We start from the raw sequence: 25,561 nt of genomic DNA, 5'->3' as shown, positions 1-25,561 counted from the left end.
AGAGATATGGCGAAAAAGAAGTCTAAAAAGAGATCATCCTGGATCGACCTGAATCCGGTCTCCCTGGAGGCCGATGTTGCCTATTTTGAGGCGAGGCTGGAGTTGGTCGGAACCCCGGCGACACACTATCAGGCCGCCCAGCTTAAAGCTTACAAAGCCCTTGAAGTTGCCCTGTCCGAGACCCTCGGGAGGCTTAGAGGAAGTGAGAAATAAGTTTAGTTCCCCGCAGCTTGCTGCGAAATGTTCGTAGGAGCGGCGCCTCGCCGCGATTTGCCATCTACGGAGAAATCGCGGCGAGGCGCCGCTACTACACTAAAATTCAGCGCTGCCAGAGCCCCAGATGGCGTTGTCTGGCCTGCTGCTCTGCAGTTAGGTAGCGGTCGAGCATTTCGCGATCCAATCCCTTCTCACTCTTCGTCCGCGCCAAACCCGACTGAATCAAACGCAGGTTTATGTCCGCCCCACCGCGATAAACAGTTCCAATGATGACCCCGAGAGGGTTAAGCGTTCGATATTTGATAGTGACGACCTGGCCCGCAAGCAGGGAGTGCAACTGCCGTTTGGCGTTTCTGCCTGCACTGGAACCTCTGTCGGGCACAGCGACACCCATGAGAATGACATTCCGGAATTCGCCGCCGTCGGTGGAGACGGTGATCTGGCTGCCGCTTTGTACGGCAAAGACCCGTCCAACAAGCGAGGCTGATTGGGCAGGGAGGGAAAGCATCAGCAGCACGACTGACAGGATGAGGGCTTTGATGCGGTTTATGGTTACCAAAAAGCGCCTTCCAGGTTATTTGAAATGGCGTCCCAGAGAGGATTCGAACCCCTGACTTCCTCCTTAGGAGGGAGGCGCTCTATCCTACTGAGCTACTGGGACTGGGCGGTGAATTATACAGTCGCCTGAAGGTTATGACCATTCAGCTTCGTCCCGGCTTGGGTGCTGGATCCGCTACGCTTGATCCCCTCTACATCTTTGGGTGTACTCGTGAGCTTGGTTTTATTAAATGCAGTGGATCAGGTGACGGCGGCGGAGTCTGAGCGACTCCGCCTCGTGAAGGTTGGTCATTTTTGTGTCACCCAGCGCAAGGGGTTTTCTGGCAGAGTGTCTCAAGCCATTGGGCCTTGAATTGTTCCTTGAGTCTGCAGGGCAAACACCGGTTGAACTCACCGAGAGCGGTGACACTTGCCCCTGCTCCGATCAAAGACCAGAAGACGATTTCCACCCAAGGGTAGTAGAGAATGTTCTCTACGCCATAGGTCATTACGGCGAAAAGTCCGAAGATGGTTGCGGCAATCAAGCCAAATAAAATAGGTAACATGACATAATCCTCTTAAATTGTTGCTCATGGGTTAGTATATTAGCATTTACTAAACTACTTTCAAGTATTCTGATTCGTTAGTGTGATATAGGTTCCTGCTTTATTGTGACGGAGTGCGGGTTTTGTCGGCATTTTCTACAGGATTTTGTCATTTTACTGACTTATATGCAGATTGAATCCGTGAGTCGTTGAAATGCGTACATATGAAAGGGTTGCTGTATCATTGCTGCCCTGATGAAATTCCATCTCCACCAGGCGATTAAACGACGAACCGATGCTCGATACCTCCCATCTTCTCAAACCAACCAGTTTTCCCTCGTTGCAGCGGGGCCGTCTGGAGACCCTGCAGGTCAATCTTGGGCTGCGCTGCAATCTCTCATGCGTCCACTGTCATGTGAATGCGGGCCCGAATCGTACCGAAGAGATGACTCGCGAGACGGTTGAAGATGTTCTGGTCTTCCTGCGTAAGCACCGAATGAAGGCGCTGGACCTGACCGGTGGCGCCCCAGAGCTGAACCCCAACTTCCGCTATCTGGTGGAAACGGCCACGGAGATGGGCGTGCATGTGATCGACCGCTGCAATCTGACTGTGCTGGAGGAGGAGGGGCAAGAGCAGCTGGCAGACTTTCTTGCCTATCACCGGGTCGAGGTGGTGGCCTCACTGCCCTGCTACCTGGAGGAGAATGTCGATGCCCAGCGCGGCAAGGGCGCCTATGAGGCCAGTATTCGTGCATTGCAGCGGCTGAATGGGCTTGGTTACGGCATGACAGGCAACAGCCTGCTGCTCAATCTGGTCTACAATCCGCAGGGAGCCTCGCTGCCACCCCCTCAAGGTCCGCTGGAGACAGACTACAAGCGACAGCTGGTTGAGCGTTTCAACATCATTTTCAATCAGTTGCTCACCATCACCAACATGCCGATCAACCGTTTTGGCAGCCTGCTGCAATCGAAGGGAGAGTTTCAGAGTTACCTGCAACTGCTTCGGGATGCCCACCAGCCTGCCAATATTGAGTCGGTTATGTGCCGCCATCTGATCAGTGTCGACTGGCAGGGCCGTGTCTACGATTGCGACTTTAACCAGATGCTCGACATTCAGCTGGAGAGTGGCGAGGTGAAACGCCCCAGGTTGCGTGACCTGATCAACCACGATATCGATGGTTGGCCGATTCAGGTGGCCGAGCACTGTTATGGCTGTACTGCCGGGCAGGGCAGTAGTTGTGGTGGCGCCCTGGATTAAATGGTGACGGAGTTCCTGCACCCCGATGGGGGGATTCTGTTGTTTGCCAAGGCACCCCGGCCTGGAGAGGTTAAGACCCGTCTGATTCCAGCTTTGGGGGAGGGGAGTTCTACGGCTCTCTATCAGCGTCTGTTGGAACGTTTGGTCAATAATTTGTCTGAGGACCAGGTCGCTCCAATCGAACTCTGGTGCGCGCCTGATACCAGGCATCCTCGACTGCAACGCTTTCACAGCGAATTCGATATTCCCCTGTACCAACAGCAGGGCGATGATCTTGGCGAACGGATGGCCTTTGCAGCCGATGAGGCGTTACAGCATCGTGCGTATATCGTGTTGATCGGCGTCGATTGCCCGGCCCTGACCTCCGTGATAGTTGACCAGGCATTGCAGTCGCTCAGGCGTGGTTCAGATGCGGTGCTGATTCCGGCAGAGGATGGGGGCTATGTTCTGTTGGGGCTGCGACGCACCGCTGAATGCCTGTTTCAGGACATATCCTGGGGTAGTGAGACAGTAGCAGAAGCGACCCGGCAGTGTCTGGATGAGCTTGGCTGGCAGTGGGAGGAACTACCCGTGCTTTGGGATCTTGACCGTCCCGAAGACCTGCCCCGACTGCGGGAGTTGGGGCTAGATCTGGATAAAGGATGATTGTAGAACGCAGGGTGCGTCATGCGCACCAGACCCGATGAATTAAACGCAGCCCTATATCTTTTCAGGATGGCCTAAGCTTTGCCGAACGAGTTTGAGTGGTTGTCGGGGCGCGACTCCCCTGACGGACCATAGGTCTTCTGGCCCGTGGTGACACCTCGCAGGATATCGATGGCCTGGCTGACCTGCCGTTGGTTGAGGCTGAGGATATCGCCGTTGACCTCATTCTGTTTCTGGCAGGTTTCAATCAATTGTTCAAACTCTTCCCACAACTGACGAGCTGAATCAGCTTCGGGAAGTTGTTGCAATAGCTGTTCACTCCCCTCCCGGTTGGGCTGCAGATCAAGATGTAGCAACAATCGATTATGTTTTACTACGGCAGTTTCCAATACTGCCATCTGCTGTTGTTTCTCAGCAGTGAGTTGTTCTAGGGGGGCGGAGGATGCCCCCTGCAACAGCTTGTGCTCCCGCAGCAATATATCCAACAGACGCCGACTCTCATCGATCTCCGATTGCAGGAGCGCGGAAAAATCCTCTTGGAGGCTGGTAGGATTGTTCACCTTGCTTTCACTTCCGGGTTACGGAAGTGCGCGCTCCATGAATAATAGATTTTCGGCTGATTTTTCAGGATCGATATTAAAACTGCCGGTTGCCATAGCGCGCTGCACACTCTCCACTTGTTGAGCATCGACTACCGGCATCTGAGAAATTTTCTGCTCCAGTGACTGTAGCTGGGTTGCCGAGCGGGTCAGACTGACGCTGTCGTCCTGGGAGGTGGCTGCACTTCGGATGCCGCCAGTGGAGGATGCCGATGTCTGGTTGGCAGAAGTACTCTCGACTGCGTTTTGCAGTGCGCCTCTGGATAGACTGTTGATCTCGATTGCCATGATTCACCTTTGGTTAGACCATTACTGGAGAAATGCCGAGCGGTTCTTGGTGTGACACGACTGTGTTATCACCATACTCCGTTCAGTGTTTCCCTAGAACCCTCAGCGGCAGGTCTCCTGAATACTTTAGCAATTATTTTCCTGATTACCCCTGAGACTCAGCCACTGAGGAGAGCTATGAGTGTAACTCTATGAAAAAAAGCCATTACTTTGTGTTGCTGATTGTTGGGCAGCAGAACATACTGATTTCTTCGCCTTTTTGAATTTGAAAACCAATGTCGAATCAAACAGTTGCTGTCATTGCGCCACAATAGCTGAGTCTCAGGGGTAATCAGGATTATTTTTGTTTCATTGATTGGTTAGGAATTAAAATAGTTTTGGCGTCAGTCGGCCTTAACAAGACCGGCAGAGAGGATGCGAACCTCCAGCTTCTTTTTCGATGCGAGATTCTGTACCTTGATCAGGTCACCGGGATTACCATTGGACAGCGCCCTTCCTTTTACCCGCACCTGGATGGAACCGCTTCCGGCCAGGATAGTGACCTCCTCACCCCGTTTTATCGTTTTATTTACAACCAGAAGATTGGGTGTGACAACCCGGTCGCGGCGAATTGAGCGTTTGAGTGTTCTGCCTACCACCTGATCCAGAGAATCGAAATGTCCGCGCAGCTGGTGGTTGAGGTCTCTCTCCACCAGCACCACGTCGTCGAGGGTGATGGCCTGACCCCGGGCCATATCCCGTTTTGCCGCCACAATTCTGCCAGTGACACCAATGTTGGCTGAGACGTAAAGTGTCCAGGGTTTTGGTTTGGCGCAGCGTACACCAACCGTGGTTTTACCCTGTTTTTTTGCGCTTGGCGGATTGAAGGTTTTGAGGTCGTCGCCGCAGAGGGAAAGCCTTAAACGGTGGTCCAGCCTTGCCACTTCGATGGTGATCTTTTGCGGCAGGTCTGCCGTCTGATGCAGCAAAAAAATGCGCACGGCATCCTGGATGGATGCGTGTGATTGCTGCTTAGGATCTATAGACGCAAGGTTTGCCTGGCTGAAGCTCCAGAGCAGGATAGTCAGTAGCGTCAATGTACTCCATCTAAAGGTATTGTCGCTGGGGATTGTTTTCATCTTAAGTCCGGGTTGTTTGCTGTCCCAATAAAAATTTAGCAACAACCGTGCCGTATTTATCTAAAGGGGTCGTTTGCCTGATCCGCTACGTTTGATCAAGCCTACGAAACCAGCACTGTCACTGGTTTGACCTGCCAAACTAAAGATATTGCTGCCGCAGCCGCCACTTCCTAGATAGAAGGATAATCACAAAATTCCCGAGAGTTTGATTCAGGAGGAAATATGGCGGGTGTACTGGATGGTGTCGACCTCAGAACCCAGATGGCGGGGCAGAACCGGCTGGAGATGTTGATGTTTCGCCTGGCCGGGCATCAACGTTTTGGCATCAACGTATTTAAAGTTAAAGAGGTTGTGCATTGCCCGCCGCTGACTGAAGTGCCTGGCGCGAATCCTGTCATTCGGGGGGTGGCAAATCTGCGGGGTGCGAATATCCCAGTGATGGATCTCGCGCATGCTATCGGCGGCCCGATGATGGGGGATCCGAAAGAGTATTTTGTGATAATGACGGAATACAATCGCCGTCAGCTCGGTTTTCTGGTCGGCTCAGTTGATCGAATTGTGAATATGAACTGGGAGGATATCCTGCCTCCGCCGGTGGGTCTTGGCAGGGGAAGCTATATGACTGCCGTCACCCGGGTGGATGGTGAATTGGTTGAAATCCTCGATGTGGAAAAAGTACTGAGTGAGGTGCTCCAAATCGAGGAGGAGGCCAGCGGCGAGGTGGAAAACTCCGGATTTGATCTGCAGAAGCAGATTCTGGTAGTGGATGATTCGGTGGTGGCGCGTAAGCAGATCAAGCGGGTATTGGATCAGATCGGCATCGAATGTGTGCTCAAGAAAGATGGCAGAGAGGCACTGCAACAGTTGCAGATCTGGTCAGAGGAACCGGGAGAGGTTACCGACCGTCTGGCGATGGTTATCTCAGATATCGAGATGCCGAAGATGGACGGATATGCGCTGGTGACGGCAATCAGGCAGGATCCGAAGCTGGCCTCACTTCATGTTGTGCTGCACTCCTCGCTGAGTGGGGTTTTCAACGAGTCGATGGTGCAACGTGTCGGTGCAGACCACTTTCTAGCCAAGTTTGTACCTGATGAGTTGATGGCGATGGTTGGTGAACGTCTCCAGGCTTTAAAGGAAGCATCAACGGATTGAAGGATTCGGGATACCGCATTGAAAGCGTCTATCGACTCTCGTGACTATCTGGCCTTTCAGACCTTTCTGCAAGAGGCCTGCGGTATCTTGCTGGGTGACGGCAAAGAGTATCTGGTTGCCAGCCGCTTGAACGGCTTGATGGCGGAGCTTGAGGTGAGCTCCCTGGGTGGACTGCTCAAGCGGCTCAAGGCGCCAGGCCAGAGAGTATTGAAGGTTCGGGTGATCGATGCGATGACCACCAACGAGACTTTCTGGTTTCGTGATCCGGGGCATTTCAGCATGCTGCGCGAAAAGATATTACCTGAACTCGATCAAAAGGGCGGCACTCCGGTCAGGGTCTGGTCTGCTGCCTGCTCCAGTGGACAGGAGCCTTATTCTCTCAGTATGGCTGTGCAGGACCACTGGAAAAAGTCTCCAGGCCGCCGTAATCGGGGGGTCGAGATCCTGGCGACAGACATCTCCAGCAGAGTGCTTGAAGAGGCGCGGCAGGGCATCTACTGCGGTTTGTCCATCAGCCGGGGACTGGATGCACGGCAGCAACAACGCTATTTCATAGCCAGAGAAAACAACAGTTGTCTGGAGGTCAAGCCGGAGATTCGTCAATGTGTCAGGTTCAGGGAGTTCAATCTCAACGGCAATTATGCGTCACTGGGACGATTCGACATTATTTTTTGCCGCAATGTGCTGATCTATTTCTCCTCAGACCTCAAGAAAAAGATTGTGGAGCGCATGGCACAGTCCCTCAATCCCGGTGGCTATCTCTTTCTGGGCTCTACTGAATCCCTTACACAGATTACCGATTGTTTTGAGATGCAGATGGTTGGTGGCGCCATTGCCTACCGCTTGAAATCGAACTGAACCATTCCGGCAACCCTTGCCGCCCGGCGGCGGATGTTTGCCGCTTTTCCTGATTTCAATGTATTCCGGTTTATGGTTTCGTAGGAGCGGCGCCTCGCCGCGAAGCCTGCAGCCTGATCGCGGCGAGGCGCCGCTCCTACGTTGACAATTGTGCGATCAGGAAGAAACTTGGCACGATCCCTGCAGTTTCCGTAGTGAACAGTTTTCTACGGAGCCGCTCATGAATTTCGACGACGCATTGGGGATCCACCCACAGGCCCTGCAGTTGCGTGCCCGCCGTGCCGAGGTGATCGCCAGCAATCTGGCGAATGCCGACACCCCCGGTTATAAAGCGCGGGATTTCGATTTCCACAAGGTACTTGCAGGTGAGATGCAGGGGCCGGTGCGTATGCAGACCACCAGCAACAAGCATATTCAGACCGATAATGGCCTGATCCCGCCGGCCCAGATGCTCTATCGCTCTCCCACCCAGCCATCTATGGACGGCAATACAGTGGATACGGAGCAGGAGCACACCGCGTTTGCTTCAAATTCAGTGGAGTACCAGGCGAGTTTGCGTTTTCTCAACGGTAAGGTGAGTGGCCTGCGGTCGGCCATCAAAGGTGAATAGTCATGTCCATGTTCAAGGTTTTTGATACCGCCGCCTCCGGTATGAGCGCGCAGAGTCTGCGGTTAAATTTAGTGGCCAGCAACATGGCCAATTCGGATAGCGTCAGCAGCAGTATCGGTGAAACCTACAAGGCCCGTCAGCCGGTTTTCAAAGCGGTATTTGATGATATGGGTGGTGAAAATCCAGCGGTTGGCGTGAAGATGGCCGGGGTGGTCGAGAGTAAAGCGCCCTTAATAAAAGAGTATGCGCCGAACCACTCTCTGGCCGACGAAGAAGGTTATATCTTCCGTCCAAATGTCAATATGGCGGAGGAGATGGCGAATATGATCTCCGCTTCCCGCTCCTATCAGAGCAATGTCGAGGTGGCCAGCGCCGCCAAACAGATGCTCATCGCCACAATCCGTATGGGCCAGTAAGGAGTTTATGATGAATTCGATCTCAACCGACAACGATATCTACTCTGGTCTGGGTTTGACGACCCAGGAACCGGCCAGCAACAGCAATGAGCTGGGGATGGATGATTTTCTCAACCTGATGATTACCGAACTCAATCATCAGGATCCCACCAAACCGATGGATAACACTCAACTGGCAACGCAGATCTCGCAATTCTCCGTTGTTTCGGGCGTTGAGGATCTGAACAGCTCCTTCGCTGGCCTGAGTGCAGATCTGACTTCAGGTCAGGCGCTGCAGGCAGCCAACCTGGTGGGTCATGAGGTTCTCGTCGCCACCAACAGCGGCTGGCTCTCCAATGGCGGCAGCGTCAAGGGTGTTACTGAACTGCCCTCTTCAGTATCTGATCTCACGGTGCGGGTGAGCGACGCTTCCGGCGCACTTGTGCGGGAGATTGAGCTTGGGTCCCAGTCTGCTGGACAGATCAACTTCAGCTGGGATGGCTACGATGATAAAGGAAACTACATGCCGGAAGGCGTCTACGATATTACCGCCCATGCCACGGCGGATGATGCGGAGCTCTCTCCCTATGTCTACCTCAATGCCAAGGTCGACAGCGTCAATCTGGGGGGCGCCAATGGTATAGGCCTGAACATCCAGGGGCTTGGGCAGATCTCCCTTAGCAATGTGGCCCAGATTTTCTGAACAGTTACAACAGATATTCCTTTAAAGGAGAAACAGCATGGCATTTCGAATTGCATTGAGCGGACTGGATGCCGCCTCCACTGATCTGGAGGTGACCGGCAACAATATCGCTAACGCCAGTACGGTAGGTTTCAAGGAGTCACGTGCCGAGTTTGCCGACATCTACGCCAATTCCCTCAGCGACGTGAGCAGCACGGTGTCCGGCAGTGGTGTGCGTGTGACAGGTGTGTCCCAGCAGTTTGGACAGGGCAGTATCGATTTCACTGCGAATAATCTAGATCTTGCACTTAACGGTGAAGGTTTCTTTGTCACGCAGAGTGAAAACGGTGACCGGAGTTTCACCCGGGCAGGCTCATTCAGCGTGGATCGTGACGGATATGTGGTGAACCATACTCAATCAAGGCTGCAGGTCTTTCCCCCGGTGGATCCTGCCGGGACGCTGTTCAATACCGGCACCACCACTGATCTGAATCTGCCGGTGGTTTCTGGTGATCCGGGGGCCACCAGCGCCGTGATTTCCACAGTCAACCTGGATGCTGCGGAGCCGGTGCCAGGCACGCCCTTCAATGCGGCAGTCTTTCCGCCACTTGCGGGTAGTTACAACCACTCCACTGCAACCACCATCTACGACTCCCTGGGTGCATCCCATACGATGTCCATGTATTACGTAAAGGAGGCGGCAAACCCCAACCAGTGGAGTGCATATACCTTTGTAGACAATGCAAATGTTCCGGCATTGGATGGCAGTCCTGAAGCGGATCTCCGTTTCGATACCAGCGGCCTGCTGATATCCGGTGCCGGGGATGTGGATGCCACCGGGCAGGTGACCATGAGTGCATTCACCCCTGCGGTGGGTGCGGCGCCGATTACCGGTATGACCTTCGACTACAGTAATGCCACCCAGTTTGGTGCGGGCTTTGCAGTGAATGAACTGACCCAGAACGGCTTCACCTCGGGCACCCTGAGTGGGGTGGATGTAGACGCCAATGGCGTGGTTTTTGCCCGCTTTACCAACGGCCGCTCAGAGGCCTTGGGCAAGGTGGCGCTGGCCCACTTCAATAACGAGCAGGGACTGCGGCAGGCTGGTGATACCAGTTGGGTGGAATCCTTTGCCTCAGGCGATGCGCAGTTGGGTGAGGCTGGTTCTGCCGGAATCGGTGTTATCCAGTCCGGTGCATTGGAGAACTCGAATGTGGATATTGCCCAGCAGTTGGTCAACCTGATTACCGCGCAACGTAATTTTCAGGCCAACGCGCAGGTGATCACCACGGCGGATGCGATCACCCAGACAGTGATCAATATCCGATAACAGGAGTAGATCATGGACCGTATGTTGTTTGTCGCCATGAGTGGGGCCAAGGAGACTCTGCTGGCCCAGGCCAGCAACTCCCACAATCTGGCTAACGTCAATACACCGGGATTCATGGCGGATCTGAATCAGTTCCGCAGCATGCCGGTGTTTGGTCCCGGTCATCCAACCCGTGTCTACGCCATGGATGAGCGATCTGCCATCGACTTCACCAGAGGCAGCATTCAGTCTACCGGCAACGACATGGATGTGGCGATAAAGGGTGAAGGCTATATCGCAGTGCAGGCACCGGATGGCACTGAAGCCTATACCCGGCGCGGTGATCTGAAGGTTGATGCCAACGGCATTCTCACAAACGGCGAAGATTTGCCGGTGATCGGCAATGGCGGGCCGATTGCCTTGCCGCCCCACGAAAAGATCGAGATCGGCAACGACGGTACAATCACCATCCTGCCGGAAGGGGCGACGCCTGAGGCCCTGGCGATCGTGGACCGAATCAAGCTGGTGAGTTCGCCCTCAGAAGATCTGATAAAGGGTGAAGATGGTTTGTTGCATCTGAGAGAACCGGCGGAATTGCCGCCTGATGCAAACATCGAGCTGGTGTCTGGTGGTATCGAAAGCGGCAACGTCAACGTGGCCGATGCGTTGGTAAACATGATTGAGCTGGGACGTAAGTTCGAGATGCAGGTCAAGATGATGAAGACTGCCGAGGAGATGGACAGCGCCAGTTCTGCGTTACTGCGCATGAGTTGATCCCACAACAATGCCTTTTTTGTTATTCCGGCTCCTGAACGCTGTAGGAGCCGCGCCCTCGCGGCGAGGCGCCGCTCCTACGATTTAAACAGCCTTACACTTCCATGCATTTCTACTGACATAAGGAATATGGCAAGGAAATTGCATCTTCCAGATTGAAACTGAAATTACGGGAAGCGAGGAACCAACCATGTATCCCTCACTCTGGATAGCAAAAACCGGCCTGGATGCGCAGCAGACGAATATGTCTGTGATCTCCAACAATCTGGCCAATGTCAATACTACCGGCTTCAAACGGGATCGCGCGGTCTTCAATGACCTGATCTATCAGAATTTTCGCCAGGTGGGCGCCCAGTCATCCGAGACCACCGAACTGCCTTCAGGCCTGATGGTCGGCACCGGTGTCAGGGTCGTGGCGACACAGAAGCAGCACAGCCAGGGCAATATCGTGCAGACCGGCAATTCGCTGGATATGGCCGTTCAGGGCAAAGGCTATTTCCAGCTCCTGCATCCGGACGGCAGCATTGTCTACAGTCGGGACGGTACCTTCAGCCTTACGGCAGATGGAGTGGTGGTGACGCCGAATGGTTACGAGCTGCAACCTGCGATGACGGTGCCAACTGATGCCACCAGCATTACGGTGGGCTCCGATGGCGTGGTCTCTGCGCTGCAGTCAGGCAATACCACGCCAACCCAGATCGGGCAGATCGAACTGGCATACTTTGCCAATCCCCAGGGCCTGGCCCCTATCGGCGACAACCTGTTCCGTGAAACGAATGCCAGCGGCGGCGTCAATACTGCGGTACCCGGCACCGACAGTACCGGCACTCTCATTCAGGGTGCGCTGGAGAGTTCCAATGTAAACGTAGTGGAGGAGCTGGTGAACATGATCGAGACCCAGCGGGCCTACGAGATGAACTCCAAGGCGATCTCCACGACCGATGAAATGCTGGCCTATGTGAGCAACCAGCTTTAAGGATGAGTGAGACGATGCAAGTGCTTCTCTTTCGACTGATGCCACTGTTGCTGGGACTGACGCTGCTTTCCGGTTGCCAGACCCAGGGGCCGGTGCGGGATATCAACTATGCACCGGTGCGCCCGGTGGCGCCGCCGCCAATGCCCCAGGGTAACGGCTCCATCTTTCAAAATGGCCATGAGGTTTCATGGTTCGAGGATTTGCGCGCGCGCCGGGTCGGCGATCTCTTGACGGTGACGCTGTCAGAAAACACTTCCGCCAATAAATCGGCCAAGACCAACGCCAAGAAGAGTACGAAGAATGATATAGGCAATCCCACGATCCTCGGCTCCACAGTGCAGTTCAGCGCGCCGGGCGTCATCCCGTTGGCCAGCAATGATAACAATTCATTGGCTTTCGGTACCTCTTCCGCCAACGACTTCAAGGGAGAGGGCAGTTCATCCCAGAGTAATGCGCTGACCGGCAATATCACGGTGACCGTGATCGAGGTATTGCCCAATCGTAATCTGATGATCCGGGGCGAAAAGCGCATCGGTATCAATCAGGGAAACGAATATATCCGCCTCTCCGGCATCGTGCGTCCGATGGATATCACGCCGGAGAATACTGTCGAGTCGACCCGTATAGCCGACCCGACCATTATCTACGTGGGTGACGGCGCCCTCGCGGATACCAGTTCCATGGGCTGGCTGGCGCGTTTCTTCAACAGTGCTTTGATGCCTTTCTAATCGATGTGGTGAGTAAAATGACCCTGCAAAGAACTTTATTCCGCAATGGAACCCTGCTGCTGATAGCTGCCGCATGGTTGATTGCCACTCCGGTGGCTGCCGAACGAATCAAGGATCTCACCTCCATCTCGGGAGTACGCCTCAATCAGCTGATCGGCTACGGCCTGGTGGTGGGATTGAATGGCACCGGTGACAAGGACACCGACTCGCCGTATACCCTCAACAGTCTGCGCAATATGTTGACCCAGTTCGGGGTGCAGATCCCGCCTGGGGTCAAGATCAAACCCAAGAATGCGGCGGCAGTTATCGTGCACGGCAATCTGCCCCCTTTCAGCAAGATCGGTCAGGAGATCGACGTCACGGTCTCATCCCTGGGTAATGCCCAGAGTTTGCGTGGCGGTACCCTGTTGATGACGCCGCTGAAAGGTGCGGATGGCCGCAACTATGCCTTGGCGCAGGGCAACCTGGTGGTGGGCGGACTGACCGCTTCCGGACAGGATGGCTCGAAAGTCACGGTGAATATTCCCAGTGCCGGGCGCATCCCCAATGGTGCCACGGTGGAGCGCGAGGTGGTAAACCACTTTGGCAAGGGACGCAGCATCACCCTCAATCTCAATGACGGCGATTTCACCACAGCGATGCGGGTGGCGGAATCGATCAATCTGGCCATAGGTCCCGGCACCGCAAAACCTTTGGATGCTACCTCTGTAAAGGTCAACGCCCCCATGGATCCCGGACAGAAGGTGAGTTTCATTGCCATGCTGGAGGAGTTGAAAGTGAAGCCGGGCAGTGCGCCGGCAAAGGTGATTATCAACTCCCGCACCGGCACCGTGGTGATAAACAGTCAGGTACGGGTCTATCCTGCAGCCGTCTCCCACGGCAACCTGGTGGTCAGCATCAGTGAGAATGCCGAGGTCTCCCAACCCGGCGCCTTCTCCGGGGGAGAGACTGCGGTAGTCCCCCAAACCGATGTGGAGGTGGCCGAAGAGGCCAACCATATGTTTCTCTTCGATCCCGGAGTTTCTCTGGATGAAGTGGTGCGTGCAGTCAATGAAGTGGGGGCGGCCCCCAGCGATCTGGTGGCTATCCTTGAAGCGCTGAAAGAGGCTGGCGCCTTGCGTGCTGAACTGCTGGTGATCTGATCATGCAGGTAAACCCGAGCATCTACACCGACTTTCAGGGATTGGCTGATCTGAAACATCAGGCCCGAAAGGACGAGGCGGGCTCTCTGGACAGAGTGGCGAGTCAGTTTGAATCCCTGTTTGTGCAGATGATGGTGAAGCAGATGCGGCAGGCCAGCTTTGGTGACGGGCTGTTCGACAGTGAGCGCACCAAGTTTTATCAGGAGATGTATGACCAGCAACTCTCGGTGCATATGGCGGAGAGTGGTGGACTGGGGATCGGTAAGATGCTCAAGCAGCAGTTAGGTGCCCCGGCGCAGGCGCAGGGAGAGGCCGGTTTCGGCCTTGATCTCTATCGCAACAGGACGACCGTGGCTGCAGTACCTTTGCCGCAGCTGAAGTCCCTTGCTCCCTCTCCGGTTGAATTGCCGCAGACCCCGGCAACCCCGGAAACTGCCCTCAATATAGATTCTCCAGAAACCTTCGTGCAGGGTTTGTGGCAACCGGCGGCGGATGCGGCGGCCTCACTGGGGCTGGAGCCGCAGGCCTTGCTGGCCCAGGCGGCATTGGAGTCGGGCTGGGGTGGTCATGTGATGCAGGCTGGCGATGGTCGCAGCAGCCACAATCTTTTTGGCATCAAGGCGGATCAGCGTTGGGACGGTGACCGGGTCAGGGTCGAGACCCTGGAGTATGTCGATGGCGTGGCGGTAAAACGCCGCGAGTCATTCCGGGCCTATGACTCCTTTGATGAGAGTTTTCAGGATTATGTGGCCTTTCTGCGGAAAAGCCCCCGTTATGCAGAGGCGTTGGGGAATACCAACGATAGCCAAGCCTATTTCGGTGCGCTGCAGCAGGCGGGTTATGCCACAGATCCGGCTTATGCCGAGAAGATCATGCGGGTGATGCAGGGTAGCGAGATGAAGCAGGCGGTGGCGGGACTCAAGGAGTCAGTCCACAGGCCGATATAAAGTTTCGAGTGTTTCCGTACGGAATTCCGGCGGATGTGAGGTAAATGAGATGAGCGGTATTCTGTCGATTGGTGTTTCTTCCCTGCTGAGTAATCAGCAGGCGTTGAATACCGTTGGCCACAACATCGCCAACGTCAACACTGAGGGCTACAGCCGTCAGCAGGTGGACTTTTCGACCCGCAATACCGGCTATAACACAACCGGCTGGAACGGTTCAGGTGTCCAGTTGGCCGGTATCGACCGTCAGTACGATAACTTTCTCTCCACTTCGGTCAGGCGCAGTCAGTCCGCCACGGAAGAGCTTGATGTCTACTACAACTCCGCCTTGCGGCTGGACAATCTGGTGGCCGATTCGGCGCTCGGTATGGGACCGGCCATGCAGGACTTTTTTGATGCCGTCCAGGGGCTGGCTGATGATCCTTCAGCAGTCCCGGCACGCCAACTGGTATTGGCGGAAGCTGAATCACTGGTGGATCGGTTTCACTATATCGACGGTGAGATAGAGGCGGTGCGCAGCCGCCTGAACGATCAACTCGACTTTGCGGTCGATGAGGTCAATCGCCTGGCTACATCCATCGCAGAACTCAATGTGAAGGTGGCAAACGCCTCTAACAGTGGACTCTCAGCGCTGCCGAATGATCTGCTGGATCAGCGTGATCAGATGCTCGATGAGTTATCAAAACTGGTCGACATACAGGTGCTCGAACAGAATAACGGTTCCATGAATGTCTTTATCGGCAAGGGACAGGCGCTGGTGATGGATACCCAGGCGGCGACGCTGTCAACTCAGAACAGCAATGGTGATCCGGACCAGCGGGATCTGGTGTTTACCACTGCTTACGGTACCCAAGTGGTTACCGACCATATTACCGGCGGTCAACTGGGTGGTCTGCTCGGTTTTCGCGACGACATTCTTGATCCTGCGCAGAATCGTCTGGGGCTTGTTGCTCTGGGCATCGCAGACGAATTGAACAGCCAGCACGCGTTGGGGCTAGATCTGGATGGATTGGCCGGTGCCGATCTGTTTTCCCTGGGCAGCGTCGAAATTCTTCCCAATGCCGGCAATGCGGGTGGTGCGGTGAGCGCCACCTATACCAATGTGGGAGATCTGACCGCCAGCGATTACACGCTGCAATATACGGCACTGAATACCTACACACTAACGCGCCAATCCGATAATCAGACGTTCAACATCAACACTGGAGGCGCCTCGCCCTTTACCTACGATCAGGACGGATTCTCGTTGAGTATTGATTCGGCAGGTGTTGCGGTAGGTGACAGTTTTCAGATACGTCCCACCCGCGACGGCGCGGATGGTTTTGATCTGTTGATTCACGATACGGACAAACTGGCAGCTGCCAGCCGCCTGTCGAGCCAGCCCCTTACCGATGCCAACGGCAATCCTGCCAACGGCGGTGATGCGGTAATGAGCCAGCCGGTGGTTTCGAATACGAATGGACTGCCTTACGGTGCCGCGATGCAGTTCACCTTTGTCGCTGATGTGGATGGTGCGGGCAATCCGGGTTTTACCGTTGCCAACGGGCCAGTAGGCGCGCCCAATGATTACATCCTCTATGACCCGGTCACAGAAAGTACCGGCAAGTCTTTTCCGGTGACGGCCAAGGTTAGCCAATTCGATGCCTTTGGCGGCATCTCCTTCTCCATCTCCGGTACGCCGGTAGTGGGGGATCAGTTCACCGTGGGCAACAACACTGACGGTAAGAGTGACAATCGCAATGCATTGACGATGGCGGGTCTTCAGGGGATGGATACCCTGTTTGGCGGTACCGCAACCTTCGGGGAGGCCTATTCCCAGATGGTCTCCGACCTGGGGGCAAAAACACACCACGCTGAGATGAACCTGGCTGCCCAGGAGGGATTGTTGGAACGAAGCAAGGCGGCTCTGGATGAAGTGTCCGGGGTCAATCTCGATGAAGAGGCGGCCAAGCTGGTGCAGTTCCAGCAGGCCTATCAGGCATCGGCTCAGGTAATTTCGGTGGCCTCAAGTCTTTTCGATACCCTGCTCAGCGCAGTCAGGAGGTAATTGATATGTTACGCATCTCCACCAACATGCTGTTTGATAAAGGTATCAGCAGTATGCTGGAGCAGCAGACTAAACTGAGTAATACCCAGGATCAGATCTCATCCGGAAAACGTATCCTCAGTCCCAAAGACGATCCAGCAGGTTCTGCTTATCTGCTCGATCTGAAGAGTTCCATCAGCAAGGTTGATCAATACCAGGACAACGCTGACCGTGCCCGTGCGCGTCTTGAGCTGGAAGAAACAGTGTTGGCAAGCACCGGCAATATTTTGCAGCGGGTTCACGAACTGGCGATCCAGGGCCAGAATGACATACTTACCGAGGACCAACGCAGGGATATAGCCACCGAGGTGCGCCTGCTTAATGATGAGCTGCTCTCCCTGGCTAACACCAAGGATAGTAACGGCGAGTATATCTTTGCCGGTTACAATGCAGATCAGCCGCCTTTCAGCAATCCGGTGGATGGCACCTATGCCTATAGTGGTGACATGGGGTCAAGACAGCTGCAGATTGCTGCTGATCGCAGGATTCAGGACAGGGACAACGGCTTCGATGTTTTCATGAATCTCGACACAAGCACCACGCCACCTCTTCCCGTCAAACGAAATCTGTTCGAGACGGTGCATCAGATCGCCACCGGGTTGGAAGCCGATTCCCCCAACGCAGCGCTGCTGGATGATATCCAGATCGGGCAGGTACACACCACAAATGTTCGGGCGACAGTCGGTACGCGGCTGAACGCGATAGAGGAACAGTCCACGGTCAATGAGGATTTTCTGTTAACCATGAAGACTGCGCAGTCTGAAGTGGAGGATCTGGATATGGCCGAAGCCCTGAGCCGCTATCAGCAAGAGCTACTGGTATTGCAGGCGGCCCAGCAGTCTTTTGTGAAGCTCCAGGGGTTGTCTCTGTTCAACTACCTATAGCGTTTGGTGCGCCATGCGCACCATGCATAAACCACTCCGTCTGCTTGTGGCGGACTCGCTTATTTGTAAAGAAATTCTGCACTCAGCCGATAGAACAAGGTGATTGGCAACCAGTCGATCGGTTATGCCCCGTTCAGGCCTGCTGGAAAAGAGCCCCGCAATGAGTGTTTTGAAAATGTCGATGTTTCATGACGAGCGCCAACTGCTCCTGTCCTCTCTTTTGTCATCCGTTCTGCTATCCGCTCCGGTCTCAGCTGAAGAGTCGCTGGAGTCCTATTTGGAACTGGATCTGGAAGACCTGCTATCCATGGAGGTCACCTCAGTCTCAAAGAAAAAACAGCGACTTAACGAGGTGGCCGCAGCGGTTTTTGTCATCTCCCAGGAGGATATCCGGCGCTCCGGCGTCACCAGTATTCCCGAGGCACTAAGATTGGCGCCTGGTATCCAGGTGGGCCGAATCGATGCCAATAAATGGGCTATCAGCAGTCGTGGGTTCACCGGTCAATTCGCCAACAAACTGTTGGTGATGATCGATGGGCGATCGGTTTACACTCCAACTTTTTCCGGGGTCTACTGGGATGCCCAGGACACCCTGCTGGAAGATATCGATCGCATTGAAGTCATCCGTGGTCCCGGTGCGACGGTGTGGGGCGCCAATGCGGTAAACGGTGTGATCAATATCATCACCAGGCATGCGGGAGAGACCCAGGGCGGCTTGCTGGTGGCCGGTGCAGGAAATGAGGAGAAGTCTTTCGCCAGCCTGCGTTATGGGGCTGAAGTGGCGTCGGATACCTATGCCCGTTTCTACCTGAAATACAACGACCGGGACAAATCCTATGCTTCCGACATCTACGGTGATGCGGGGGATGACTGGAAAAGTCTGCGTGGCGGTTTTCGTGTTGATGGCCAAGCCACAGAGGTCGACAGTTGGAGTCTTCAGGGGGATCTCTACGATGCCGATGAGAATCAGAAGGTCAATTTCTGGATGGATCCCAGCGACCCGGCCAATGCCGTATTCGCCCCCACCTTTCTGGCGGCGAACACGCCGGACAAGGTCGACTCTTCCGGCTGGAACCTGTTGGGTAAATGGAACCACCAACTCTCTGCACAGGCCAGTACCGCACTACAGCTCTATTATGACCATACCGAACGCTCAGAGGGGTATATCAAACAGAGCCACGACACCCTGGATCTGGACTTTCAGCATCAGTTCAGGGCATTTGAGAGTCACGATATCATCTGGGGTTTGGGTTATCGTCATATAGAAGAGGCGTTTGATAATACCTACATGATCGCTATCTATCCCAACAGTTTGAATCTCTACAGTGCCTTTGTGCAGGATGAGATCGAACTGCTGCCGCAAACCCTGCGCCTGACCCTGGGCTCGAAATTCGAGCATACGGATTTCACCGGCCTTGAGGTGCAACCCAGCGCCCGCCTGGTCTGGCTGCCGGATGACCGCAGCACCTTGTGGGGGGCGGTCTCCCGGGCGGTAAGAACACCATCCAGCCTTGAATCTGGCTCATCTAACATTGCCACAGTCGTACCGCTTCCGCACCCGTTTCCTCCCGCAGAGATCCACGCCATAGGCAATGAAGACTTCGGATCCGAAGCGCTGTTGGCCTACGAGATCGGCTATCGACTGCAGCCCAGAGAGAATATCTCCTTCGATCTGGCACTGTTTTACAACGACTATGACAACCTCCAGAGTTTCCAGGATATCGATCCCGCAAATCCTCTCACGGACCTCAGGTATAGTAACAACCTCTCTGCTCACAATTATGGCCTGGAACTGGCTGTGGACTGGAGACCGCTGGAGTGGTGGCGGCTGCTGTCCAACTACAGCTTTATCCAGGTCTCCAGCTTTGAGGAAGACCAGGCTCTCGTCGGTAACGGCGGCAGCCCAAAACATCAAATGTCTCTGCGTTCATTGATGGATCTTGGTCACAACGTATCGTTGGATCTCTGGGCCTACTATGTGGGTGATTTGAAAAGACCCAGTATGACAGTGGATATTCCTGTCAGCGCTTACATCAGTATGAATGCCCGGCTCGCATGGCGCCCGCAGAATAATCTGGAACTCTCATTGGTTGGGCAAAACCTGCAGGACAACCATCACCCGGAGTATGTTGGAGATCTCTACTTCATTCAGACTGAGATGGAACGCGCGGTCTATGGCCAGGTACGTGTGGATTTCTGATTAACGCCGGATTGGATGCCGAATGGTTCTAAAGCATGATGCTTGAATTACCCTCACAAGTTGCACCCCAATGGCTGCCAAGGCTCAGACTGTGCTGTCTGTGGCTGTTGATGGTGCTGTTGCCGCTGCAGCTTATTGCGGCTCCCCCCAACACGGAATACAAGCTCAAGGCCGCGCTGGTCTACAAACTGAGTAAATTCGTTGAATGGCCTACCCCCTCGGGCACTGACAAGTCCGGGAGTTTTGGCATCTGTGTGCTGGGTGAGGACGTTTTCGGCTCGGCTCTTGATGCCCTGGAGCAGCGTAAGGCTGCCGGTCGGACAGTGCGGGTTCGCCGTTTTACCCAGTCCGAGTCCATTGGTGATAGCTGTAAGGTGGTTTTTATCAGCAAATCCAAACGGGCCTTTATGGGGGCCATCCTTCAGAAATTGAAAGGCCGGCCGATACTGACCTTGGGTGATACAGAAGGTTTTGCAGAACAGGGCGGCATCATTGAGTTCACCCGTGGCAATAAACGCATTGGTTTCCTGATCAACCTTGAGAGCGCCAGAAGGTCAGGCCTGAAGATTGCAGCTCCTCTTTTGGATTTGGCTACGGTTTTGGATTCACCGGACAACTAAGCAGAACAATGGATTTTCTCAGTAACATCAACATCGCACAAAAGATCAGACGGATGATCCTGTTGATCAGCGGCATCGCTCTGTTGATTGTCTCTGTCAGCCATATGGCCATGGAAGTCGTCTCCTACCGTAAGGCATTGGTTGAGCGCATTTCCGTGCTGGCGGACTTCATCAGTAGCAACTCTACTGCGGCGCTCTTTTTCGATGACCCGAAGACGGCGCATAAACTGCTGCAGTTCCTGGATGCAGAGAAGACAATACAAGGTGCTGTTCTCTATCAGAGTGATTGGCAAGTGTTTGCCTCTTATGCGCTAAATCCTGAAGTGGCAGCCCATATGGGAAAAGATACGGCCGTATTTAGAGAACTGAGCCAGTTGAGCGAGTCAGAACACCGTTTTACCTGGGATGATCTGGATCTGTTGAAATCCATTACCCTGGATGATGAAGTCATCGGCTACCTGTTCATTGAAGCGAGTCTGACTCCTCTCTACGACAGTATCGGCGATAATCTGCAGATTGCGGGATTGTTGCTGATCTGCATCATGCTGGGGGTATACCTTCTCTCATACTCCATGCAACGCCGTATCTCGGGTCCTATCAATAACCTGGTCAACGGCATGCAGGATGTCGCAGATCAGAAGAATTTCAGTCTGCGGCTGCAGCCTGGCGACAACGATGAGATAGGCACACTCATCGAACGCTTCAATAGCATGTTGGAGCAGATTGAAGAGCGTGAAAAAAAGCTGTCTTCCTACCGGGAGGGGCTGGAGCAGAAGGTCTCTGAGCGCACGGCAAGTCTGCAGGAGGCCAAGGAGGCAGCAGAAGCTGCCAGTCGGGCCAAGAGCGAATTTCTTGCCACCATGAGCCATGAGATTCGCACGCCCATGAACGGTGTGCTGGGTATGACGGAGCTGTTGCTGGATACCGGTTTGGACGTGCGTGCTCACCGTCTGGCGGATTCCGCTCATCGTTCTGCAGAGTCTCTGCTGGGGGTTATCAATGACATCCTCGATTTCTCCAAGATCGAGGCCGATAAACTGCAACTCAATACAGAGGATTTCGATCTTCGAACTCTGTTGGAAGACACCCTGGAGCTGGTGGCCAACCAGGCCCATCGCAAGGGGCTTGAACTGATTCCCAATCTGCCACCTGACTTGCCCCGATGGGTTCGGGGCGATGCCGTGCGATTACGGCAGATTCTGGTTAACCTGTTGGGAAATGCCGTGAAATTCACCAAACGGGGTGAGGTGCGTCTTTGGGTAAGAACCAGCGAACGGCATGTCAACAGCCTGCAGATAGCCTTCGAAGTCTCTGATACCGGCCCCGGTATTCCCATTTCGCAGCAGGGTGAAATCTTCAATGCCTTCAGCCAGGCTGACAGCTCCACCACACGGCGGTTTGGTGGCACGGGTCTTGGTCTGGCTATCGCCAGTCGCCTTGTCAAGCTCATGGGCGGCACCATTGAGGTTGAAAGTGCGCCAGGGGAGGGTGCGCATTTCAGTTTCAAAATAGAACTTGAGGCCGCAATAGAGGAACGGTCTCAAACGCCGAACCACGATATCCTGGAAGGTGTCCGTGTTCTTATCGTTGACGACCACGTTACGAACCGGGAGATTCTCCACAACCAGATCATCGCCTGGGGCATGAGGAACGGCAGTGTTGACTCAGGGCGACAGGCGCTCGAACGGCTGCGTCAGGCCGCCGACGGAGATGACCCCTACCAGATTGTGCTGCTTGATTGGCACATGCCGGAGATGGATGGCTTTGAACTGGCACGTGCAATCCGCAATGACTCGTCCATACCCGCGCCACATCTGGTGATGCTCAGTTCGACAGAATTCGATGCGGAATCGTCGATGGCCCAGGCGTGTGGTATTGCCCGCCATCTACAGAAACCTGTACGCCAACAGCAATTGCTGCTGTGCCTGCGGGAGGTTATGGGTGAACAAGTCGCCACCGTTGCCAACGCAAGTCAGACTACTGAAAAACTGAATGGGAAGATTCTCCTGGCTGAGGATAATCTGGTGAACCAGGAGGTGGCCATCACCATGTTGTTGGCGCTGGGCTGCGAGATGGACTTGGCCGGGAATGGTCTTGAAGCTGTCGAAGCTGCTACCCGAAACACCTATGATCTGATCCTGATGGACTGCCACATGCCGGAGATGGATGGCTTCAGCGCCACCAGTCAGATTCGTCTCATTGAGCAGGAGAAGAGGCAAAAGCCGGTTACGATTGTGGCACTTACTGCGGATGTACAGAAAGGCATTCAGGAACAGTGTGAAGTTGCCGGCATGAATGACTATCTGAGTAAACCTTTCAGTCAGAAGCGCTTGTCGGAGCTGTTGAAAAAATGGCTTAAGGTTGAAGTCACGGAGCAAGCGGAAACCGGCGAGACATCTCTTTCCGGGAAAGTCTCAGACTCTCCTGTTCTCGATCCCGCCCCCTTGGCGCAGCTGCGTCAGTTGGGCGAAATGAGCGGAAGGGATGTGTTGGGGAAATCTGTCAATCACTTTCTAAAACAGGCCCCTGATGATGTTGCCAGGCTTCGCCAGGCGCTTGAACATAATGATGCAGAGAGCCTCAGGGGGATTGTCCACAGCCTGAAATCGAGTAGTGCAAATTTGGGGGCAATGTTTTTTTCCCGACACTGCCAACAGCTCGAGACCGCAGCCGCCGAAAAGAATTTGTCAACTGCGCCCAATTTGGTGGATAGCATTGAAGCCATGTTGCCTAGTATTCTCGATGCACTGTGCACTGAAACTGAGCAATCCCAAAAAACCCTCGCTACTGCTACCACGGTTCACCAGAGTGGAGAACGAATTTTGCTGGTGGATGATGATTCAAATTTCCGTATTACTACCCATGAGGCATTGAGCGCAGTCGGTTTCGAGGTTGATGAGGCGCCGAGCGGAGAAGAGTGTCTTGAGCAGGCAGCAAAAAATATACCGGATATCATCCTGCTCGATGCCCTTATGGATAGCATGGATGGCTTTGAGGTCTGTCGGCGCCTGAGGAAAAGGCGAGAATTTAGAACTATCCCCATCCTCATGGTCACTGGTCTGGAGGATATGGAAACCGTCAATCAGGCCTTCCAGTCCGGCGCGGACGGTTTTATCACCAAGCCGGTTAACTACAATGTTTTGAGTCACCGGATACGTTTTCAACTCAGGGCTGCCCGGGACTCCAAGGAACTGCACGAAAGCCAGGAGCAATTGGCCAGCGCACAACGTATGGCCGCCCTGGGATATTGGCGCTGGGATGCAAAGCGCGATGAGCTGGTGATTTCAAAGCAGCTGGCCAAAATGCTGGGGGCCTCCCAGGTTGCCTGCTGTAATAATCTGGGTGGATATCTGGATCGAATACATCCGGATGACCGGACTTTTATCCGCGATAACATCTCATCCGTGGTGGATGGTGCGCCACTGCATCCTACCGATTACCGATTACTCACCGAAAACAATAAGTCAGTGATCGTACATCAGGAACTGGATCTTGCACCGGATGCGGACGGTGTGGTGCTGGGAACGGTTCAGGACATCACCCAGCAGAGAGTATCCGAAAGGCGTATCCGTCAGCTGGCTTATTCCGATGAACTGACAGGCTTGGCAAGCCGGGCCTATTTCTACAAACATCTGGAAGATGTTATCAAGGCAGCGCATCGGCGCAAGGAACGTTTTGCTCTGTTGTACCTGGATCTTGATGGCTTCAAGGATGTGAATGACAGTCTGGGTCATGATATTGGCGATCAGCTGCTCAAGGTCATTGCCCAGCGACTGCAAAAAGTTTTGCGGGGTGCTGATTTCGTGGCCCGTCTGAGTGGTGATGACTTCTGCATCCTGGTGGACCATGTCACTGATGAGTATGACGCTGCTGACGTTGCCAGCCGCTGTCTGCAGGAGACCAACCAGCCGGTGGATCTGGGTTTGCAGCAGATTCGGCCAAGATGCAGTATCGGTATTGCCCACTTCCCGCAGGATGGTGAAAATCTGCAGGCCCTGTTGAAGGCTGCCGACAGCGCCATGTATGCTGCCAAGGAGGAGGGCAAGCATCGCTATACATTCTACCAGCCCGAGTTGACCACTCAGGCCGAGCACCGTTTGCAGATTGAACAGGACCTGCGTCTGGCGCTTGAACGGCGTGAACTGGAGCTCTATTACCAACCTCAGATCGATGTGCAAAGTGGCCGTCTGATTGGGGTCGAAGCGCTGGCACGGTGGCAACACCCCACCAAGGGTATGATCTCAACAGGGGAATTTATCAGCGTTGCGGAACGCATCGGTTTGATCAAGACGTTGGGAGAGTGGGCGCTGAGCACTGCCTGCAAGCAGGCTGCAGCCTGGCAGGATATGGGGCTGCCTCTATTTCAGATGTCGGTGAATATCTCTCCGACCCATATCCAGGATCCGGGTATTGTGACTACCGTTGAACAGATTCTGCGGGAGACGGGTTGGCAGGCCGAGAATCTTGAACTGGAGGTCACCGAAAGCGTGGTGCAGACCACGGGTGAAAATCTTTCTGTGTTTAAAAACATGCGGGAGATGGGTCTGAAAATCGCCATCGATGACTTTGGCACGGGTTACTCCTCCCTGGCCTCGCTTAAATATCTACCGATCACCTGTCTTAAGATAGATCGTCTGTTCATTACCGACATGCTGAAGGATCCTGAGTCCTCTATCCTGCTGGGTACCATCGTTGGGGTGGCCCGTGCGCTTGGTCACAGTGTCATCGCGGAAGGCGTCGAGACGGAAGAGCAGGTGAAGGTGCTGAGTGGAATCGGCTGCGATACCATTCAGGGATATTTTTTCAGCCGCCCCGTCCCTCCGGAAGAGATTCCGGCACTGGCACAAAAACATTTCCTGCCGGAAGAGCGGGATGAAGAGGCGGCTGTTCTTCCATTTCCTATAGTGAATCAATAACAATGGTGGTAGAGAGTGCTGAAATATCCATCTTCGATAGATTGAGCCGCAGGCAAGTCCCTGTTTTGCCACCTGG

24 protein-coding genes and 1 tRNA gene are annotated in these 25,561 nt (G+C 54.3%); 19 read left to right on the top strand and 6 right to left on the bottom strand.

The window, feature by feature from the left end; all coding sequences use genetic code 11:
* Positions 1-6: 6 nt before the first annotated feature.
* Positions 7-213, top strand: a complete 207-nt coding sequence (locus HPY30_05890; protein QYZ65555.1) for a fumarate hydratase — start codon at positions 7-9, stop codon at positions 211-213.
* Between the two features lie 106 nt (positions 214-319).
* Here HPY30_05890 and HPY30_05885 read toward each other — a convergent pair whose 3' ends face one another.
* The 3 genes from HPY30_05885 to HPY30_05875 all read right to left on the bottom strand — a co-directional run bounded on the left by HPY30_05885 (position 320) and on the right by HPY30_05875 (position 1,319).
* A complete protein-coding gene (locus HPY30_05885) occupies positions 320-775 on the bottom strand; it encodes a dihydrolipoamide succinyltransferase (GenBank protein QYZ65554.1) in 456 nt (151 codons plus the stop codon).
* A 25-nt stretch (positions 776-800) separates the two neighbouring features.
* Positions 801-877: transfer RNA gene (locus tag HPY30_05880), tRNA-Arg, on the bottom strand.
* Between the two features lie 196 nt (positions 878-1,073).
* The gene (locus tag HPY30_05875) at positions 1,074-1,319 is read right to left on the bottom strand and encodes a hypothetical protein (GenBank protein QYZ65553.1); all 246 of its coding nucleotides are present in this window, start codon (positions 1,317-1,319) and stop codon (positions 1,074-1,076) included.
* Positions 1,320-1,593: 274 nt separating this feature from the next.
* On the opposite strand from HPY30_05875, the gene HPY30_05870 reads away from it, so the two are divergent.
* A complete protein-coding gene (locus HPY30_05870; protein ID QYZ65552.1) occupies positions 1,594-2,556 on the top strand; it encodes a radical SAM/Cys-rich domain protein in 963 nt (320 codons plus the stop codon).
* A complete protein-coding gene (locus HPY30_05865; GenBank protein QYZ65551.1) occupies positions 2,557-3,201 on the top strand; it encodes a glycosyltransferase in 645 nt (214 codons plus the stop codon).
* Positions 3,202-3,275: 74 nt separating this feature from the next.
* On the opposite strand, the gene HPY30_05860 is transcribed toward HPY30_05865, so the two are convergent.
* The 3 genes from HPY30_05860 to flgA form a co-directional block, all read right to left on the bottom strand.
* Complete coding sequence (locus HPY30_05860) at positions 3,276-3,761, bottom strand: flagellar protein FlgN (protein QYZ65550.1); 486 nt, start codon at positions 3,759-3,761, stop codon at positions 3,276-3,278.
* 18 nt (positions 3,762-3,779) lie between these two features.
* A complete protein-coding gene (gene flgM, locus HPY30_05855; protein QYZ65549.1) occupies positions 3,780-4,088 on the bottom strand; it encodes a flagellar biosynthesis anti-sigma factor FlgM in 309 nt (102 codons plus the stop codon).
* A 383-nt stretch (positions 4,089-4,471) separates the two neighbouring features.
* Complete coding sequence (gene flgA / locus HPY30_05850; protein ID QYZ65548.1) at positions 4,472-5,206, bottom strand: flagellar basal body P-ring formation protein FlgA; 735 nt, start codon at positions 5,204-5,206, stop codon at positions 4,472-4,474.
* Between the two features lie 222 nt (positions 5,207-5,428).
* Between flgA and HPY30_05845 the strand changes: the two genes are divergently transcribed.
* The 16 genes from HPY30_05845 to HPY30_05770 all read left to right on the top strand — a co-directional run bounded on the left by HPY30_05845 (position 5,429) and on the right by HPY30_05770 (position 25,485).
* Complete coding sequence (locus HPY30_05845) at positions 5,429-6,361, top strand: chemotaxis protein CheV (protein QYZ65547.1); 933 nt, start codon at positions 5,429-5,431, stop codon at positions 6,359-6,361.
* Between the two features lie 18 nt (positions 6,362-6,379).
* A complete protein-coding gene (locus HPY30_05840) occupies positions 6,380-7,219 on the top strand; it encodes a protein-glutamate O-methyltransferase CheR (protein QYZ65546.1) in 840 nt (279 codons plus the stop codon).
* 220 nt (positions 7,220-7,439) lie between these two features.
* Positions 7,440-7,829 (top strand): flagellar basal body rod protein FlgB, encoded by a 390-nt coding sequence (gene flgB, locus HPY30_05835; GenBank protein QYZ65545.1) that lies wholly within the window; start codon positions 7,440-7,442, stop codon positions 7,827-7,829.
* A 2-nt stretch (positions 7,830-7,831) separates the two neighbouring features.
* Positions 7,832-8,245 (top strand): flagellar basal body rod protein FlgC, encoded by a 414-nt coding sequence (gene flgC / locus HPY30_05830; GenBank protein ID QYZ65544.1) that lies wholly within the window; start codon positions 7,832-7,834, stop codon positions 8,243-8,245.
* A gap of 10 nt (positions 8,246-8,255) precedes the next feature.
* The gene (locus tag HPY30_05825; GenBank protein ID QYZ65543.1) at positions 8,256-8,927 is read left to right on the top strand and encodes a flagellar hook assembly protein FlgD; all 672 of its coding nucleotides are present in this window, start codon (positions 8,256-8,258) and stop codon (positions 8,925-8,927) included.
* Positions 8,928-8,964: 37 nt separating this feature from the next.
* Positions 8,965-10,236: a flagellar hook protein FlgE gene (gene flgE, locus HPY30_05820; protein QYZ65542.1), complete on the top strand. Its 1,272-nt coding sequence runs from the start codon at positions 8,965-8,967 to the stop codon at positions 10,234-10,236.
* Between the two features lie 12 nt (positions 10,237-10,248).
* Positions 10,249-10,989 carry a flagellar basal body rod protein FlgF gene (locus tag HPY30_05815; protein QYZ65541.1) on the top strand — a complete coding sequence of 247 codons (741 nt, stop codon included), beginning with the start codon at positions 10,249-10,251 and terminating at the stop codon, positions 10,987-10,989.
* Between the two features lie 190 nt (positions 10,990-11,179).
* On the top strand, positions 11,180-11,965 hold the full coding sequence (gene flgG / locus HPY30_05810) for a flagellar basal-body rod protein FlgG (protein QYZ65540.1): 786 nt from the start codon (positions 11,180-11,182) through the stop codon (positions 11,963-11,965).
* A 14-nt stretch (positions 11,966-11,979) separates the two neighbouring features.
* Entirely contained in the window at positions 11,980-12,693 is a 714-nt protein-coding gene (flgH, locus tag HPY30_05805; protein QYZ65539.1) for a flagellar basal body L-ring protein FlgH, read from the top strand.
* A 17-nt stretch (positions 12,694-12,710) separates the two neighbouring features.
* Positions 12,711-13,835 (top strand): flagellar basal body P-ring protein FlgI, encoded by a 1,125-nt coding sequence (locus HPY30_05800; GenBank protein ID QYZ65538.1) that lies wholly within the window; start codon positions 12,711-12,713, stop codon positions 13,833-13,835.
* Positions 13,836-13,837: 2 nt separating this feature from the next.
* Positions 13,838-14,782, top strand: coding sequence for a flagellar assembly peptidoglycan hydrolase FlgJ (flgJ, locus tag HPY30_05795; GenBank protein QYZ65537.1), 945 nt, complete (start codon positions 13,838-13,840; stop codon positions 14,780-14,782).
* A 49-nt stretch (positions 14,783-14,831) separates the two neighbouring features.
* On the top strand, positions 14,832-16,826 hold the full coding sequence (flgK, locus tag HPY30_05790) for a flagellar hook-associated protein FlgK (protein QYZ65536.1): 1,995 nt from the start codon (positions 14,832-14,834) through the stop codon (positions 16,824-16,826).
* 5 nt (positions 16,827-16,831) lie between these two features.
* Positions 16,832-17,749, top strand: a complete 918-nt coding sequence (flgL, locus tag HPY30_05785; protein ID QYZ65535.1) for a flagellar hook-associated protein FlgL — start codon at positions 16,832-16,834, stop codon at positions 17,747-17,749.
* Between the two features lie 181 nt (positions 17,750-17,930).
* Positions 17,931-19,949 carry a TonB-dependent receptor gene (locus HPY30_05780; protein ID QYZ67929.1) on the top strand — a complete coding sequence of 673 codons (2,019 nt, stop codon included), beginning with the start codon at positions 17,931-17,933 and terminating at the stop codon, positions 19,947-19,949.
* A gap of 35 nt (positions 19,950-19,984) precedes the next feature.
* Positions 19,985-20,569 (top strand): YfiR family protein, encoded by a 585-nt coding sequence (locus HPY30_05775; GenBank protein QYZ65534.1) that lies wholly within the window; start codon positions 19,985-19,987, stop codon positions 20,567-20,569.
* A gap of 8 nt (positions 20,570-20,577) precedes the next feature.
* Positions 20,578-25,485, top strand: a complete 4,908-nt coding sequence (locus HPY30_05770) for an EAL domain-containing protein (protein QYZ65533.1) — start codon at positions 20,578-20,580, stop codon at positions 25,483-25,485.
* The last annotated feature ends 76 nt before the right edge of the window (positions 25,486-25,561 follow it).

The organism is Gammaproteobacteria bacterium (ex Lamellibrachia satsuma) (assembly GCA_019623805.1).
GTDB lineage: Bacteria > Pseudomonadota > Gammaproteobacteria > Chromatiales > Chromatiaceae > QGON01.
Note: the sequence above shows the minus strand (reverse complement) of the source record. Positions and strands in the feature narration are given on the sequence as shown.